The sequence below is a fragment of the Jannaschia rubra genome, from assembly GCF_001403735.1.
In the GTDB taxonomy this organism is placed as follows: Bacteria; Pseudomonadota; Alphaproteobacteria; order Rhodobacterales; family Rhodobacteraceae; genus Jannaschia; species Jannaschia rubra.
In genome coordinates this window covers 407,600-420,965 of record NZ_CXPG01000020.1, presented here as the reverse complement: position 1 = coordinate 420,965, position 13,366 = coordinate 407,600, and the positions used below count along the sequence as shown (strand labels likewise).

11 protein-coding genes are annotated in these 13,366 nt (G+C 67.4%); 1 reads left to right on the top strand and 10 read right to left on the bottom strand.

All coding sequences use genetic code 11. The annotated features are described in order from the left end of the window. The first annotated feature begins 75 nt into the window (after nucleotides 1-75). Nucleotides 76-2,844 (top strand): formate dehydrogenase subunit alpha, encoded by a 2,769-nt coding sequence (gene fdhF, locus JAN5088_RS11685; RefSeq protein WP_055682984.1) that lies wholly within the window; start codon nucleotides 76-78, stop codon nucleotides 2,842-2,844. Between the two features lie 92 nt (nucleotides 2,845-2,936). Here fdhF and JAN5088_RS11680 read toward each other — a convergent pair whose 3' ends face one another. The 10 genes from JAN5088_RS11680 to nuoI form a co-directional block, all read right to left on the bottom strand. After that, on the bottom strand, nucleotides 2,937-4,613 hold the full coding sequence (locus JAN5088_RS11680) for a ribonuclease J (protein ID WP_055682983.1): 1,677 nt from the start codon (nucleotides 4,611-4,613) through the stop codon (nucleotides 2,937-2,939). Further along, nucleotides 4,610-5,383 carry a type III pantothenate kinase gene (locus tag JAN5088_RS11675; protein WP_055682982.1) on the bottom strand — a complete coding sequence of 258 codons (774 nt, stop codon included), beginning with the start codon at nucleotides 5,381-5,383 and terminating at the stop codon, nucleotides 4,610-4,612. Before JAN5088_RS11675 ends, JAN5088_RS11680 begins: the two co-directional genes overlap by 4 nt. Beyond that, nucleotides 5,374-6,096 (bottom strand): biotin--[acetyl-CoA-carboxylase] ligase, encoded by a 723-nt coding sequence (locus JAN5088_RS11670; protein ID WP_233489772.1) that lies wholly within the window; start codon nucleotides 6,094-6,096, stop codon nucleotides 5,374-5,376. The genes JAN5088_RS11675 and JAN5088_RS11670 overlap by 10 nt, the downstream gene beginning before the upstream one ends. Nucleotides 6,097-6,123: 27 nt before the next feature. Then, nucleotides 6,124-7,557 (bottom strand): NADH-quinone oxidoreductase subunit NuoN, encoded by a 1,434-nt coding sequence (gene nuoN / locus JAN5088_RS11665; RefSeq protein ID WP_055682980.1) that lies wholly within the window; start codon nucleotides 7,555-7,557, stop codon nucleotides 6,124-6,126. A 9-nt stretch (nucleotides 7,558-7,566) separates the two neighbouring features. Further along, nucleotides 7,567-9,114 (bottom strand): NADH-quinone oxidoreductase subunit M, encoded by a 1,548-nt coding sequence (locus JAN5088_RS11660; protein ID WP_055682979.1) that lies wholly within the window; start codon nucleotides 9,112-9,114, stop codon nucleotides 7,567-7,569. A 3-nt stretch (nucleotides 9,115-9,117) separates the two neighbouring features. After that, nucleotides 9,118-11,202 (bottom strand): NADH-quinone oxidoreductase subunit L, encoded by a 2,085-nt coding sequence (nuoL, locus tag JAN5088_RS11655; RefSeq protein ID WP_055682978.1) that lies wholly within the window; start codon nucleotides 11,200-11,202, stop codon nucleotides 9,118-9,120. Nucleotides 11,203-11,418: 216 nt separating this feature from the next. After that, nucleotides 11,419-11,724, bottom strand: a complete 306-nt coding sequence (gene nuoK / locus JAN5088_RS11650; protein WP_055682977.1) for an NADH-quinone oxidoreductase subunit NuoK — start codon at nucleotides 11,722-11,724, stop codon at nucleotides 11,419-11,421. A gap of 102 nt (nucleotides 11,725-11,826) precedes the next feature. After that, nucleotides 11,827-12,441: an NADH-quinone oxidoreductase subunit J gene (locus JAN5088_RS11645; RefSeq protein ID WP_055682976.1), complete on the bottom strand. Its 615-nt coding sequence runs from the start codon at nucleotides 12,439-12,441 to the stop codon at nucleotides 11,827-11,829. After that, complete coding sequence (locus JAN5088_RS11640) at nucleotides 12,438-12,833, bottom strand: carboxymuconolactone decarboxylase family protein (RefSeq protein WP_055682975.1); 396 nt, start codon at nucleotides 12,831-12,833, stop codon at nucleotides 12,438-12,440. The genes JAN5088_RS11645 and JAN5088_RS11640 overlap by 4 nt, the downstream gene beginning before the upstream one ends. Continuing rightward, entirely contained in the window at nucleotides 12,830-13,327 is a 498-nt protein-coding gene (gene nuoI, locus JAN5088_RS11635) for an NADH-quinone oxidoreductase subunit NuoI (protein ID WP_055682974.1), read from the bottom strand. Before nuoI ends, JAN5088_RS11640 begins: the two co-directional genes overlap by 4 nt. Nucleotides 13,328-13,366 lie beyond the last annotated feature (39 nt).

Genomic DNA, 13,366 nt, shown 5'->3' with positions numbered 1-13,366 from the left:
GGCGCGGCGCGGTCGCGCGGGGGCTTTCGGCGGCGCCTCCCTGCCCCTAGGATCGGGCGCAAGGGAGGGCTGGCCATGTCAGAGACGATCCGCTTCACGCTCGACGGCGAAACGGTCGAGGCCGCGCCCGGCATGACCATCTGGGAGGTGGCGAACGGCCGCGGCCTGGTGATCCCGCACCTGTGCCACAAGCCCGCGCCCGGCTACCGCCCCGACGGCAACTGCCGCGCCTGCATGGTCGAGATCGAGGGGGAGCGGGTGCTCGCCGCCTCCTGCATCCGGGAGCCTTTGCCCGGCATGGTCGTCACCACCGACAATGCCCGCGCGAAGGCCGCGCGCCGCATGGTGGTCGAGATGCTGATGGCCGACCAGCCCGAGCGCGCCGCCGCCCACGACCGCTCCTCGCACCTCTGGGCCACGGCGGAGGCCACGGGCGTCACCCAAAGCCGCCTGCCCACGCTGGAGGCGGAGCGGATCCCCCTGCTCGACGACAGCCATGTCGCCATGCGCGTCAACCTCGACGCCTGCATCCAGTGCGGGCTTTGCGTCCGCGCCTGCCGCGAGGTGCAGGTCAACGACGTGATCGGCATGGCCGGGCGCGGGCACGACGCCTGGCCGGTGTTCGATTTCGACGACCCCATGGGCGAGAGCACCTGCGTGGCCTGCGGCGAATGCGTGCAGGCCTGCCCCACGGGTGCGCTGATGCCCGCGACGATGGTCGATGCGGCTCAGGAAGGCGACAGCGCGGCCTTCGACCGCGAGGTGCAATCGGTCTGCCCCTTCTGCGGCGTCGGCTGTCAGATCTCGCTCAAGGTGCGGGGCGACCGGGTGGTCAAGGTCGACGGCGTGAACGGCCCCGCGAACGAGGGGCGGCTCTGCGTCAAGGGGCGGTTCGGCTTCGACTACATCCACCACCCCCACCGCCTGACCCGGCCGCTGATCCGCCGCGACGACGCGCCCGCGAAGGGGCTGAACGTCGATCCGGGCGACTGGAGCGGCGTCTTCCGCGAGGCGACCTGGGAGGAGGCGCTGGACCGCGCGGCGGACGGCCTGCGCGGACGGGGGCAGCAGGTGGCGGGCTTCGGCTCCGCCAAATGCTCCAACGAGGAAGCCTATCTGTTCCAGAAGTTCATCCGGCAGGGTTTCGGGCACAACAACGTCGACCATTGCACGCGCCTTTGCCATGCGTCGTCGGTCGCCGCGCTGATCGAGAACGTCGGGTCGGGCGCCGTCACCGCAACCTTCAACGAGATCGAGAACGCCGACGTGGCCATCGTCATCGGCGCCAACCCGGTCGAGAACCACCCCGTCGCCGCCACCTATTTCAAGCAGTTCGCCAAGCGCGGCGGCAAGCTGATCGTGATGGACCCGCGGGGTCAGGCGCTGAAGCGGCATGCGTCGCACATGCTCCAGTTCCGGCCCGGCGCGGATGTGGCGCTGCTCAACTCCATCATGCATGTCATCGCGGACGAGGGGCTGGTCGACCGCCAGTACATCGCCGCCATGACCGAGAACTGGGAGGCGGAACGCGAACATCTGAAGGGCTTCGCCCCCGAGGGGCTGGAGGGCCTGACCGGCATCGACGCGGACACCATCCGCGACGTCGCGCGCACCTTCGCCGGCGCGCGGTCGGCGATGATCTTCTGGGGGATGGGCGTCAGCCAGCACATCCACGGCACCGACAATTCGCGCTGCCTCATCAGCCTCGCGCTCATGTGCGGGCAGGTCGGGCGGCCGGGGTCGGGGCTGCACCCGCTGCGCGGCCAGAACAACGTGCAGGGAGCGAGCGATGCCGGCATGATCCCGATGTTCCTGCCCGACTATGCCCCCGTCGGATCGGCCGAGGTGCGGCAGCGTTATGCCGACCTCTGGGGAGAGGAGCCGCTGGCCGAGAAGGGGCTGACGGTGACGGAGATCCTGGATGCGGTCCATGCGGGCGACATCCGCGCAATGTACATCCTGGGCGAGAACCCGGCCATGTCGGACCCCAATCTGGACCATGCGCGCGCGGCATTGGCCAAGCTGGATCACCTGGTGGTGCAGGACATCTTCCTGACCGAGACGGCGAACTACGCCGACGTGATCCTGCCCGCCTCGGCCTTCGCCGAGAAGACCGGGACCGTGACCAACACCAACCGGCAGGTGCAGATGGGCCGGCCCGCGACGCCCCCGCCGGGCGAGGCGCGCGAGGACTGGACCATCACGCAGGAACTGGCGCGGCGGTGCGGGCTCGACTGGGCCTATACCCATCCGCGCGACGTCTTCGCCGAGATGAAGCGGGTGATGCCGTCGCTCGACAACATCACCTGGGACCGGCTGGAAGCGGAAGGGGCCGTCACCTATCCGTCGCTGTCGCCCGACGATCCGGGGCAGGCCATCGTCTTCGCCGACGGCTTCCCCCGCCCCGAAGGCCGCGCGCGGTTCACGCCCGCGTCGATCATTCCGCCCGACGAGGTGCCCGACGCCGAATATCCCATGGTGCTGACCACGGGTCGGCAGCTGGAGCATTGGCACACCGGGTCGATGACACGGCGGTCGAAGGTGCTCGACGCGATGGAGCCGGAGGCCAACTGCTCGCTTCATCCCTCCACCCTGCGGCGGCTGGGGGTGCCCGCGGGCGGGCATGTGCGGCTGACGACGCGGCGGGGGACGGTCACGCTCATGGCGCGGGAGGATCGGGCCATCGCGCCCGACATGGTGTTCCTGCCCTTCGCCTATGTCGAGGCGGCGGCGAACCTGCTGACCAATCCGGCGCTGGACCCCTATGGCAAGATCCCGGAGTTCAAGTTCAGCGCCGTCCGGGTCGAGGCCGCCGAGGCCGCCGAGGCCGTGCCTGCGGAATGACGGAAAAGGGGGCGAATTGCCAATTGGCAATTGCCCCCTTTCGCCAGCCGCATCAAGGGCTTGTCCTGCTTTAATCGTTTGTTAACAGATGGTTAGTCCGCCGTCAGCCGGGTGATTAGGACCGTCACCTCCGGCCGCTTGCCGACCTCGTCCTGTGCCACCTTGCGCACGCCCTTGGTGATGAGGTCCTCGAGCTTCTCGTCGTCGCCCGCCGTGCGGCTGTCGACCCGCGACAGGACGCCGGCCAGGTGCTGCTCCATCAGGTCGGCGAGCGGTGCGCCGTTGGCCGCGTCGGGCAGGCCGCGGATGTCGACCCAGGTGTCCTCCATCACCGCATCGTCGTCATCGATCATCAGCGCCACGACCACATGGCCGTTCAGCGCCATGCGGAGGCGGTCGCGGACCACGCCGTCGAACTGGCCCACCAGCGCCATCCCGTCGAGATAGGTGCGCCCCGTCTCGACATGGTCGACGACGCGGGGAGCGTTGCCCGACAGTTCCAGCATGGTGCCGTTGGGCGCCACGACGCCGGTGCGGCCGAGCGATTCGGCCAGCTTGGCATGTTCGCGCAGGTGGCGGTGCTCGCCGTGCATGGGGATCACGGTCTGCGGGTTCACGATGCCGTGGACCGTCTCCAGATCGGGCCGGTTGGCGTGGCCCGAGACGTGGTAGAGCCCGTCGTCGTCCGTCACCACGTCCACCCCCATCTCGGAGAAGTTGTTCATGATGCGGGCGACTTCCTTTTCGTTGCCCGGAATGGTCTTGGAGCTGAAGAGGAAGGTGTCGCCCTCCTTCATCTCCATCCCGAAATACTTGCCCCGCGACAGCTGCGCTGAGGCCGCGCGGCGTTCGCCCTGCGATCCGGTGACGATCAGCATCAGGTTCTCGCGCGGCAGGCTGGCCGCGTCCTCCGGGCTGACGGTCCGGGGGAAGTCATTGAGCAGCCCCTCCTCGCTCGCCGCTTCGGTCATGCGGCGCATGGCGCGCCCCATGAGGCAGATCGACCGACCCGCCGCGACGCCCGCGTCGGCCAGCGACTTGAGCCGCGCCACGTTCGACGCGAAGGTGGTGGCGACGAACATGCCGGTGGCGTCCTTCACCAGCGGCACGAGGTTCGGCGCGACCTGCGATTCCGACCGGCCGGGATGGCGCGAGAAGACGTTCGTGGAATCGCAGACCAGCGCCAGAACGCCGGGCTTCGCCGCCTCGGCCCAGAGGTCGGGGTCGAAGGCCTCGCCCACGATGGGGGCGGCGTCGAGCTTGAAGTCGCCCGAGTGGATGATCCGCCCCGCGGGCGTGTCGATCACCAGTGCGGCCGATTCCGGAATGGAATGGGATACCGGCAGGAAGCCCACGGTGAAGGGCCCCGCCTCGACCGTCTCGGGCCAGGGGCCCACCGTGGTCACGGCGTTCTGGTCCTGGCCCTTTTCGGCCAGCTTGCGGCGGGCGAGGTTCGCGGTGAACTTGCGGGCGTAGACGGGTTTCTTCAGTTGCGGATAAAGGTGCCCGACGCCGCCCAGGTGGTCTTCGTGACCGTGGGTGACGAATACCGCCTCCAGGCGGTCGAGCCGGTCCTTCAGCCAGGCGATGTCGGGCAGGATGACGTCGACGCCGGGGGTGGTGTCCATGTCGGGAAAGGCGATGCCCAGATCGACGAGGATCAGGCGTTCCTTCCCCTCGGGGCCATAGCCGTAGACGTAGGCGTTCATGCCGATTTCGCCGGCCCCGCCCAGGGGGAGATAGATCAGTCGTTCGCGCTTGGCGCTCATGTGTTTTCCTTGTTGAATCGGTGGATCACGGTCAGGCCGTGCATCGTCAGGTCTTCTTCATATGAATCGAACAGGTCTTCGGCCTGCTGGAACAGGGGGGCGAGGCCCCCGGTGGCCACCGTCTTCATGGCGCGGCCACGTTCGGCCCGGATGCGGGCTGAGGTTTCCTTGATGAGGCCGACATAGCCCCAGAATATGCCCGACTGCATGCAGGCTACGGTATTGGTTCCGATGACCCGCTGCGGCTGGGTGATGTCGACGTGCGGCAGGGCGGCGGCGGCCATGTGCAGCGCCTCGAGCGACAGGTTCACGCCGGGCGCGATCACGCCGCCGATATAGGCGCCGTCGGTGTCCACCACGTCGAAGGTGGTGGCCGTGCCGAAATCGACCAGGATGAGGTCGCCGCCGTGCCTGTCCCAGCCCGCGACGGTGTTCACGAGGCGGTCCGGCCCGACCTGCGTGCCCGCGTCGACGCGCACGTCCACGGGCAGAAGGGTGTCGGGCTTGCCCACCACATAGGGCCGCGTGTCGAAATAGCGGTCGCAGAGCACCCGCAGGTTCAGCACGACGCGCGGCACGGTGGAGGAGATGATGACGTCGGTTATGGTCACGTCGATCCGGTGCAGGTGCATCAGGGTCTGGAGCCAGACGTAGTATTCGTCGGCCGTGCGCTGGTGCTGCGTCGCGCAGCGCCAGGAGGCGAGGAAGGACGTGCCGTCCCAGATGGCGAAGCCGGTGTTGGTGTTGCCGCAGTCGATGGTCAGGAGCATTGCGGTTCTCCGAAGAACACGTCGCCCGCGGCGATGCGGCGCAGGCCGTGGCCGGTCTCGAGGACGAGGCAGCCGTCCGTGTCGAGATCGCGGAAGATGCCGGTGAGGGTCTCGCCCGGCAGGCGGACGGTGATGCCGCGCCCCAGACGGGCCGCGTGGTCGAGCCAGGCCGTGCGGATCGGCGCAAAGCCCCAGGTCAGGAACTGCGCGTCGCGCGCGGCGAAGGCGGGAGCGAGGGCGTCGAGCATCACGGCCGGCTCGACGCGCAGGCCCGATGCGGACAGGAGCGATATGGGCGGCACGGCACCGGGTTCAAGGGACGTAGCCTCGGGCACGGCGATCAGGTTCACGCCCACGCCCAGCACCAGAAGGCCGGGCGCCGGCGATTCGAGGAGGATGCCCGCGAGCTTGCCGTCGTCGAGCAACACGTCATTGGGCCACTTGAGCGTCAGCCCCGCGACGCCGAGCGACACCAGGGCATCCCGCAGCGCCAGCGCCGCGACGAAGCTGCGCAGCGCCATCGCCGCCGGATCGCCCCCCGGCCGCCAGACGAGCGAGGCGGCGAAGTTGCCTTCGGGCATGGCCCATGCCCGGCCCCGCCTGCCACGGCCCGCCGTCTGGCGATGCGCCATGATCCAGGTGGGGGTCGCGAGCGCGCGGCGCGCGGCCTCGGCCGAAGTGCTGTCGACCTCGGGCAGGACGACGCGGTCCACCCCCTGTGGCCAAGGGGCGGACGGCACCTAGTTGACCAGCGCGGCGGCGGCGGCGGCGGCCAGCGGCTCCAGCCCCAGAAGCTGCGGCAGGAGGGCGACCATGAGGATGGCCGACACCACGAGGGCAACCATCTGTACCATCGGAACCTCGGGGCGGAACGGCTCGTCCGCCTCGCCGAAGTACATCAGGTAGACGATCCGCAAGTAGTAGAAGGCGCCGATCACCGTCGAGATCATGCCGAGCACCGCAAGCCAGATCAGGTCCGCCGCGACCGCCGCCTGCACCACGCCGTACTTGGCGAAGAACCCCAGCGTCGGCGGGATGCCGGCGAGGCTGAACATCAGGACGAGAAGCGCCAGCGCCACCCCGGGCCGCGAGCGCGACAGCAGGTTGAGGGATGCGATGTCCGTCACCTCGCGCCCGTCGCGGCGCATGGCGAGGATGAAGGCGAAGGTGCCGATGTTCATGACGACGTAGATCGCCATGTAGAGGAGCATCGACGCCACCCCCTGCGCCGTGCCCGCCGCGAGCCCCATGAGCGCGTAGCCCATGTGCGCGATCGACGAATAGGCCATCAGCCGCTTGATGTCGCGCTGGCCGATGGCGGCGATGGAGCCGAGGAACATCGACAGCACCGACAGCACCACGATGATCTGCTGCCAGTCGGAGACGATGCCGCCGAAGGCGTCGTAGACCACGCGGGTGAACATGCCCATGGCGGCGAACTTGGGCGCGGTGGCGAAGAAGGCGGTGACGGGGGTGGGCGAGCCTTCGTAGACGTCGGGCGTCCACATGTGGAAGGGCACGGCCGAGATCTTGAAGGCCATCCCCGAGATCATGAACACCAGCCCGAACAGCAGGCCCAGCGGCGCCTCGCCCGCCGTGGCGAGGATGACGCCCGCGAAGTCGAGCGTGCCGGCATAGCCGTAGGTCAGCGAGATGCCGTAGAGCAGCATCCCCGAGGACAGCGCGCCCAGCACGAAATACTTGAGCCCCGCCTCGGTCGACTTGACGTTGTCGCGGCGCATGGCGGCGACGACGTAGAGCGCGAGGGACTGAAGCTCCAGCCCCATGTAGACGGTGAGCAGGTTGCCGGCCGAGACCATGACCATCATGCCGATCACCGCGAGGATGACGAGGATCGGGTATTCGAACTTGAGCAGGCCCGCGCGGGCCATGGCGTCCTGTCCGATGACGAGGACCGCCGCCGCCGACAAAAGGATCGCCACCTGCGCGAAGCGGGCGAAGCCGTCGCGCAGGATCATGCCGTCGAAGGCCGCGCCGCTGCCCGACGAGAAGGCGACGCCGAGGCCCACGGCCGTCAGCACCGCGGCCGTCAGCCAGACCAGCGGCCGCGCCAGCGCGTCCTGCCGGGTGTAGACCGCGCCGAGCAGCGCGCCCATCGCGTAGAGGGCGAGCAGGATCTCGGGCAGGATGATCTTCAGGTCCGCGCTCAGCATATCAGCCTCTCAGTGTCCGGTTGCGGCGACGACGTGCCCGGGCACGAAGTCGGCGGTCGCGACGTCATAGTTTTCCACGAGGTTCGCCACCGCGGGGCCGATGATGTCGAGGACCAGTGCGGGGTAGACGCCCAGCACCAGCGTGGCCACCACGAGGGGCGCGAAGATCGCGCGCTCCCGCCCCGTCATGTCGGTGATCGACCGCAGCGATTCCTTGATGAGGTCGCCGAAGACGACCCGGCGGTAGAGCCAGAGGGCATAGGCCGCCGAGAGGATCACGCCGGTCGCCGCCACCACGGCCACCCAGGTGTTGACCTGGAACACACCGACGAGCGTCAGGAATTCGCCCACGAAGCCCGAGGTGCCCGGCAGGCCGACGTTCGCCATGGTGAAGAACATGAAGACCAGCGCATAGGCGGGCATCCGGTTGACGAGGCCGCCATAGGCCGAAATCTCGCGCGTGTGCATCCGGTCGTAGATGACGCCGACCAGAAGGAACAGCGCGCCCGAGACGAAGCCGTGGCTGATCATCTGGAAGATGGCGCCGTCGACCCCCTGCTGGTTGGCGGCGAAGATGCCCATGGTGACATAGCCCATGTGCGCGACCGACGAATAGGCGATGAGCTTCTTCATGTCGTCCTGCATCAGCGCCACGAGCGAGGTGTAGACGATGGCGATGGCCGAGAGCCACAGGACCAGCGGACCCATGATCTCGGACCCCACGGGGAACATCGGCAGCGAGAAGCGCAGAAAGCCGTAGCCCCCCATCTTGAGCAGGATCGCCGCCAGCACGACCGACCCCGCCGTGGGCGCCTGCACGTGGGCGTCGGGCAGCCAGGTGTGGACCGGCCACATGGGCATCTTGACCGCGAAGCTGGCGAAGAAGGCGAGCCAGAGCAGCGTCTGCATCCCGCCCACCACGTTCAGGCCCAGAACGTTCAGGGGCGCGTGGCTGAAATCATGCGAGAGAAGCAGGGTGATGTCCGTCGTGCCCGCGTCGACATACATGGCGATCATCGCCACCAGCATCAGGACGGACCCCAGGAGCGTGTAGAGGAAGAACTTGAACGCCGCATAGATGCGGTTCGCCCCGCCCCAGATGCCGATGATGAGGAACATCGGGATCAGCCCCGCCTCGAAGAAGGCATAGAACAGGATCAGGTCGAGCGCGCAGAACACGCCGATCATCAGCCCTTCGAGGACCAGAAGCGCGACCATGTAGTCCTTGACCCGCGTGGTCACGTCCCAGCAGGCGGCGACCACGAGGGGCATCAGCACCGTGGTCAGCATCACGAACAGCACCGAGATGCCGTCGACCCCCATGCGGTAGTGCAGGCCGAACAGCCATTCGCGGTCTTCCAGGAACTGGAAGCCGGGGGCGTTCGGCTCGAAACCCGCCAGCACGAAGATCGACACGAAGAAGGTGAAGCCCGTGGCCCCGAGCGCCAGCCACTTGGCGTTGCGCTGCGCCGCCTCGTCGTTGCCGCGCAGGAACAGGGCGAGGATCGCGGCGGCCACCAGCGGCGTGAAGGTGACGATGGAGAGAAGGTTGTCCATGTCTCAGTTCCCTGCTGCGATGGTCGTCCAGGTGATCAGGATCACGATCCCGATGACCATCGCGAAGGCGTAGGTGAAGACGTATCCCGACTGCATCCGGCCCAGCCAGCGGGTCGCCATCGGCACGATGCCCATGGCGATCCCGTTGATCGACCCGTCGATCACGTCGCCGTCGCCCCGCTTCCACAGGAAACGGCCGAGCCATTTGGCCGGGCGCACGAAGAGGACGTCGTAGATCTCGTCGAAATACCATTTGCGGAACAGGAACCGGTGCAGCGGCGCGAGGTTCGCGGCCCACTGGCCCGGCAGGGACGGCCGCGCGATGTAGCCGACCCAGGCCGCGAGGAACCCCAGCAGCATCGCCACGAAAGGCGAGACCTTGACCCAAGCGGGAACCTCATGCGCGTCGTGGATGATGTGGTTCTCGGGGCCTGCGAAGATCGCGCCCTGGCCCGGCACCTGCGGCGCGCGGACGTGGAGGGCGCCGGCCTCGCCCGCGGGGGCCTCGCCATGCGCTGGCGCCTCCGTCACGAGGCCTTCCTCCACCGGCGCGGCCACCGGCTCGACCGGCACGCCCATGAAGCGGTCCACCTGCTCCTGCGAGCCGAAGAAGGGCCCGTAGAACACCATCCCGGCCAGGACCGAGCCCACGGCCAGCACGGCCAGCGGCACGGTCATTACCGCCGGGCTTTCGTGAGCGTGCTCATGGGTGTGCATGTCGCCCCGCGGCTTGCCGTAGAACGTCAGGAACATCAGCCGCCAGGAGTAGAAGCTGGTGAACAGGGCCGCCACGACCAGCGCCCAGAAGGCGCCCGTGTTGCCGGCGAAGGCCACCTCGATCACCGCGTCCTTGGACAGGAAGCCCGCGAAGCCGATGTGCGTGAGCGGGATGCCGACGCCGGTGATGGCCAGCGTGCCGATCATCATCGCCCAGAAGGTATAGGGGATCTTCTTGCGCAGCCCGCCGTAGTTCCGCATGTCCTGCTCGTGGTGCATGGCATGGATGACCGAGCCCGCGCCGAGGAACAGCATCGCCTTGAAGAAGGCGTGCGTCAGCAGGTGGAACATGGCCACGGAATAGGCGCCCAGCCCCGCCGCGACGAACATGTAGCCCAGCTGCGACATGGTCGAATAGGCAATGACGCGCTTGATGTCGTTCTGCACGAGGCCCACGGTCGCCGCCATGAAGGCCGTGGCCGCGCCGACGACGACGACGAAGGCCATGGCCTGATCGGCGTATTCCATCAGCGGCGACATCCGGCAGACGAGGAACACCCCCGCCGTCACCATGGTCGCCGCGTGGATGAGCGCCGAGACCGGCGTCGGGCCTTCCATCGCATCGGGCAGCCACGTGTGCAGGCCGAGCTGCGCCGATTTTCCCATGGCGCCGATGAACAGAAGGAAGGCGATCAGGTTCGCGGCGTTCCAATCGGTCCAGAGGAAGCTGATCTGCGTCTCGGCCAGTTCGGGCGTGGCGGCGAAGACGTCGGTGAAGTTGATCGAATCTGTCAGGAGGAACAGCGCGAGGATGCCCAGCATGAAGCCGAAGTCGCCCACGCGGTTGACGATGAACGCCTTCATCGCCGCCGCCCCGGCCGAGGGCTTGCGCCAGTAGAACCCGATCAGCAGGTAGGAGGCGAGGCCCACGCCCTCCCATCCGAAGAACATCTGCAGAAGGTTGTCCGACGTCACCAGCGCGAGCATCGCGAAGGTGAAGAACGACAGGTAGGCGAAGAACCGGGGCTTGTAGATCTCGCCCTCGCGGAACTGCGGGTCGTGGTCCATGTAGCCGAAGGAATAGAGGTGGACGAGCGCCGAGACCGTCGTCACCACGATCAGCATGATCGCCGTCAGCCGGTCCAGACGGATCGACCAGTCGGCCATCAGGGTGCCGCTCTCAATCCAGCGGAACAGCTGCACGATCAGGGTGTCGCCGTCATGCCCGAGGAAGACGACCCAAGACAGGACCGCCGCGAGGAACAGGAAGGCGGTCGCAACCACGGTCGCCGCCGTCTCGCCGATGAACTTCCAGCCGAAGCCGCAGATGATCGCGCCCAGCAGGGGCGCGAAGAGAATGATCGTCACCATTAGAGCGCCTCAGAACTTGGCTTGCCATTCTGGCAGGAGGGACAACGGCGAATATGGATGTCGCAGCCGTTCGCATTGTAGCCGCAGCCGCAGTGCGTACAGCTCATTTCGAAAAGCCGTTGATTGTGGTGGTTTGAAGTCAGATCGGACGGACCCAGAACCTTCTGGCCGTTCGCGTTCTCATAGCCTGTCTCGGTCGTGCCCATGCTCATCCCCTCAGCCTTTCATCACGTTGACGTCTTCGACGTCGATGGTGCCACGGTTGCGGAAGAAGCAGACCAGGATGGCGAGGCCGATGGCGGCCTCGGCGGCGGCGACGGTCAGGACGAACAGCGTGAACACCTGCCCCGTGAGGTCGCCCAGAAAGCCCGAGAAGGCGACGAAGTTGATGTTCACCGCCAGCAGCATCAGCTCGATCGACATCAGGATGATGATGACGTTCTTGCGGTTCAGGAAGATGCCGAAGATGCCGATCACGAAAAGCGTGGCCGCAACGGTCAGGTAGTGTTCAAGTCCGATCATCTCGTCCCTCCGGGCCTTGTGGCGGCCCGTGCCCTTTTTCGTGTCGCCCGGACGGGTCCGGGCCTTGTCAGTCTCGTCCGCCGGTCGCGGCGGGGCGGCAGGTCAGAGCCCCTGCCCCGGCTTCACGTCGTGGACGTCCATCGCGGTGGCCGGATCGCGCCACATCTGATGCAGCACGTTCTGGCGCTTGACGTCCTTGCGGTGGCGCAGCGTCAGGGTGATCGCGCCGATCATGGCGACCAGCAGGATCAGCCCCGCAAGCTGGAACATCAGGAAATAGCGGTCGTAGAGGATCAGGCCCAGCGAGGTCGTGTTGAGTGCGGGCGGGACCGCGATGTCGGCCAGCCCCTCGGCCACGACGACGCCCTCGGCCGCGCCCCAGACGCCGTAGGCGATCACCAGCTGCATCAGCAGGATCAGCCCGATCAGCGCGGCGAGCGGCACGTAGCGTGCCATCTCGGCCTTGAGTTCGGCGAAATCGACGTCGAGCATCATGACCACGAACAAAAACAGCACCGCGACCGCGCCCACATAGACGATGATGAGGAGCATGGCGACGAATTCGGCGCCGAGCAGGACGAACAGCCCCGCCGTCGACAGAAAGCAGGCAATGAGCCACAGCACCGAATGGACCGGGTTGCGCGCGACCACCACGAACAGCCCCGACCCGACGGTGACGAAGGCGAAGAGGTAGAACGACAGGTCGAGAATCGTCATTCCGCGTCCCCCTCCAGAACCTCGTTGGCGAGGGTCATGGCCTTGTTCATCGCCGGCAGGCCGCCGAACAGACCCATGAGGCCGATCGTCTCGGCGATCTCCTGCTTCGACGCGCCCTGCTCGGCCGCCTGGCGCACGGTCAGGCGCACCTGCGCCTCGGCCTGGGCGCCCAGCACGGTCAGACCGGCGAGCGTCAGCAGCATCTTGGTCTTGGCGTCCAGGCCATCGGGGTTGAGCCCCTTGCCCATGAACTGCTCCATGAGGTCGCGCGGCATCGTGGGCCACAGCTTCTCGAACCCCTGCGGGGTGAAGGATTCCAGCGCGGGGTTCATGGCTTTGGCCATGCCCTGCATGTGGCCCATCCAGGCCGTGAAGGGGTTCTGGTCGGTCATCGGTACGGCGCATCCAGTTCCAGGTTGCGGGCGAGGATCGGCTCCCACCGCTCCCCGTTCTCGAGCAGCTTCGCCTTGTCGTAGAACAGCTCCTCGCGGGTCTCGGTGGCGAACTCGAAGTTGGGGCCCTCGACGATGGCATCCACCGGACAGGCCTCCTCGCAGAAACCGCAGTAGATGCACTTCGTCATGTCGATGTCATAGCGCGTGGTGCGGCGGCTGCCGTCGTCGCGCGGTTCGGCGTCGATGGTGATGGCCTGCGCGGGGCAGACCGCCTCGCAGAGCTTGCAGGCGATGCAGCGTTCCTCGCCGTTGGGATAGCGGCGCAGCGCGTGCTCGCCCCGGAACCGCGGACTGAGGGGGCCCTTCTCGTGCGGATAGTTCACCGTGGCCTTGGGCGCGAAGAAATACTTCAGCCCGATCCGCATCCCGGCCCACATGTCCGCGAGCAGGAAATACTTGACCGAACGGGTCCAGTCGATCTGCTGAGTCATGGCACTCTCCTCATGCGGTCGGGGGCCGAATGGCCACCC